At 70.8% G+C, this 1269-nt stretch carries 2 protein-coding genes; both read left to right on the top strand.

Features of this window, described 5'->3' with window-relative positions; genetic code table 11:
• The first annotated feature begins 33 nt into the window (after positions 1-33).
• Positions 34-993 (top strand): glycosyltransferase family 2 protein, encoded by a 960-nt coding sequence (locus FDZ70_10865; protein ID TLM65772.1) that lies wholly within the window; start codon positions 34-36, stop codon positions 991-993.
• The coding region (locus FDZ70_10860) for a hypothetical protein (protein TLM65771.1) at positions 994-1269 on the top strand (276 nt) is incomplete at its 3' end.

Below are 1269 nucleotides of genomic sequence, written 5' to 3'. Positions count from 1 at the left end.
CGCGCGGTCGTGGCGTGGGGACGGCCGAGGCGGATGCCTGAGGTCAGCGTGGTCCTGAGCGTCTACAACGGCGAGCGCTTCGTGCGGGAGGCGCTCGAGAGCGCATTCGCGCAGGACTTCGGCGACGTCGAGTTCGTGGTCGTCGACAATGGGTCGGCCGACGGGACCGCGGGGGTGCTGCGCGAGCTGGCCGAGGCCGAGCCGCGCATGACCGTGATCAGCCTCGCCGAGAACGTGGGCATGTCCAACGGGCGCCGGCGCGCGATCGAGGCGTCCACCGGCGCGTGGATCGCGATGCTCGACCACGACGACGTGTGGGAGCCGGGGAAGTTGTCGGCGCAGATGCGCGTGGCGAACGACCCCGAGGTCCATCCGAGCGTGGTGGGGACGTGGGCCGAGTACACAGGCGACGACGGGCGCTCGCTCGGCGCGCGGAGGATGGAGCCCATCTCGGTCGCGCGCTTCCGCGAGCTGTACGAGGCCGGTGAGGCGATCGTGCTGGTGCACGCGTCGGCGCTCATCCGGCGCAGCGACTATGACGCGGTCGGCGGCTACCGTGCGGAGTGCGACCCGGCCGACGACCTGGACCTGTGGTATCGCATGGCCGAGACCGGGCACCCGATCGTGGTGGTCCCTGAGCAGTTGGTGCGCTACCGCATCCACGGGAGCGCGGAGTCCGTCACCAAGACGCTGCTGCAGCGGCGCAAGACCCACTTCATCCACTACAACATGCGCCGCCGCCGAGCGGGTGAGCCGGAGGTGTCGTGGGAGGCGTTCGACTCGCGGATCTGGGCGGACCGTTCGTACCGGCGATCGCGACTGCGCAACGACTACGCTATCAGCCTCTACAAGCAAGCGGGCCTGCACTTCGCGCTGCGGCACTACGTGCGTGCCGCCGCGTACGTGATCGCGACGCTGTTCGTGAGGCCGTCCGTGGCGCTGCGCAGGCTGGCGTCGCAGCGTACGAACATCGGCGCGGACGGGCTGCGGTAGATGGACGCGCCCGCACACCCCGCGGTGGACCGTGACCGGCTCGTCGAGCTGCTGTTCGAGGCCCTCGGACGCGAACGACTCGAGTACGCCGTGCTGCGCAATCACGAGGACTTCCCGCACTTCGGCCACGACATCGACCTCGTCATGCGGGAGAGGGACCTCGGGGCGTGGGTGCGCGTCGCGAGCGAGGCCGCCGCGGCCGCGGGGTGGGCGCCGATGGCCGCGTGCGGTCACTGGGCCACGTCACCACGGCCCGGGCACCGCATCCACATCTAC

The sequence above is a fragment of the Actinomycetota bacterium genome (assembly GCA_005774595.1).
Taxonomy (GTDB): domain Bacteria; phylum Actinomycetota; class Coriobacteriia; order Anaerosomatales; family D1FN1-002; genus D1FN1-002.
This window is presented reverse-complemented; position numbering and strand designations above follow the sequence as displayed.